Source organism: Microcystis sp. M53598_WE2, from assembly GCF_030067735.1.
In the GTDB taxonomy this organism is placed as follows: domain Bacteria; phylum Cyanobacteriota; class Cyanobacteriia; order Cyanobacteriales; family Microcystaceae; genus Microcystis; species Microcystis aeruginosa.
The window spans coordinates 1-1,419 of record NZ_JASJFE010000805.1; the positions used below are offsets into that span (position 1 = coordinate 1).

Sequence of the window (1,419 nt, forward strand, 5' to 3'; positions counted from 1 at the left end):
CATCTAACTGTAACACCTAGGCTCAAAGTTACGCCAGTCATCCCCATCATAGCAAAGACTGGACACGATCTAGAGGCCAGTAAACTTTATAGGCTTGACCAACGATATAACTTTCCGGCAAAAAACCCCAAGCATGGGAATCAAAACTATGGTTACGATTATCTCCCAAAACAAACAGGGTTTTTGGGGGTACAGTCATAAATTCTATTTCATAATTGGCCAACTCGGCGGTGTAGGGTTCCTCGATAACTTGCCAGTTGAGATAAACTTTACCCCTGCGGATTTCAATGGTATCCCCAGCAATAGCGATGACTCGTTTGATAAAAAAATCTCCAGAATTAGGCTCTAGTTGCTTAATTTTTTCGGGAGTTATAAAAACAATTATATCGCCTCTTTTCGCTTGATAATTACCAGATTGACTGACGAAAATGCGATCACCTACTGCGAGGGTAGGCAGCATGGATTCGCTCGGAATCTCGAAAAATTCTATTCTTTGATGTAACCAATCGGGAAAATAATTACAGATAATTCCCCAAGTAAAAATTGCTGCCACCATCAGCGCCAAAATGGAACGATAGGTGTGACGATGGGGATGGAATTGATCGGGGAAAGTGTGATAAACATGATAAACAGCGATTGCTGTAATTAAAGGGGTAAGAAAGAGGATATTGGCCAAAAAATGCTCTATTTTCAGGGTAATCAGGGATATAGTCAGAAAAATTATCCCTAAGATCACCTTATCGGCGTACAATTGCCCTAACCCCGGTATAATCCGGTTAGCGAAGACGGCAAACCATGGGTTTTTTTGTTGGCGGGGAATTTTCTCTAAGCTGTTATTCTGTCTGGAATAATAAACAGTCCAGTGAGCGTCAAAAATATTGCTAATGTAAACGATAACCAGAGCAACTATTCCCCCTAATCCCCAGCTTACAGGGCCATTGTGGCTAAAAATTGACCAAATTGTCACAATTATTAATATTACTTGAGCGATTGCCAAAATGGTTGCTTTTTGGTTTTTGTTAGCATACCATTGTCCCAAACCGGGGAAAAACATCGAGAGATTGACCGCTAACCAGGGATCTTTTGCTTGTGAATTAGTCGCATAAGGACGAGAAACAGCCGAAAAAAGGGAGGGTTTGCTCATAGTATAGACCTATTGCCAATTCAGTAAACAGTGATCAGTAAACAGTGATCAGTTAACTTAAAACTCAAATCTGATAACTGATAACTGATGACTGATAACTACTATAGCAACCAACAACACTTAATGCTTTTACTTCAATTTAGCACATCTCATTACTGTCGCAAAGCTCGTTTAGCCCTAGGTTATAAGGGGATTGATTACCAAGTAGAAAATCTCACCCCCGGACTACATATTCTCAAACTCAGGCCTCTAACTAAAGGGTTAACTACTGTCCC

General features: G+C 40.5%; 2 protein-coding genes. One reads left to right on the top strand and one right to left on the bottom strand.

Features of this window, described 5'->3' with window-relative positions:
• Nucleotides 1-46: 46 nt before the first annotated feature.
• Entirely contained in the window at nucleotides 47-1,144 is a 1,098-nt protein-coding gene (gene lepB, locus PX636_RS16415) for a signal peptidase I (RefSeq protein ID WP_004163157.1), read from the bottom strand.
• Between the two features lie 123 nt (nucleotides 1,145-1,267).
• On the opposite strand from lepB, the gene PX636_RS16420 reads away from it, so the two are divergent.
• Nucleotides 1,268-1,419, top strand: a 152-nt coding sequence (locus PX636_RS16420; protein ID WP_288117867.1) for a glutathione S-transferase N-terminal domain-containing protein, incomplete at its 3' end; no start/stop codon positions are given.

Excerpts from the sequence above, each read along its gene's own strand:
- lepB (WP_004163157.1), bottom strand. The coding sequence starts at position 1,144 with ATGAGCAAACCCTCCCTTTTTTCGGCTGTTTCTCGTCCTTATGCGACT.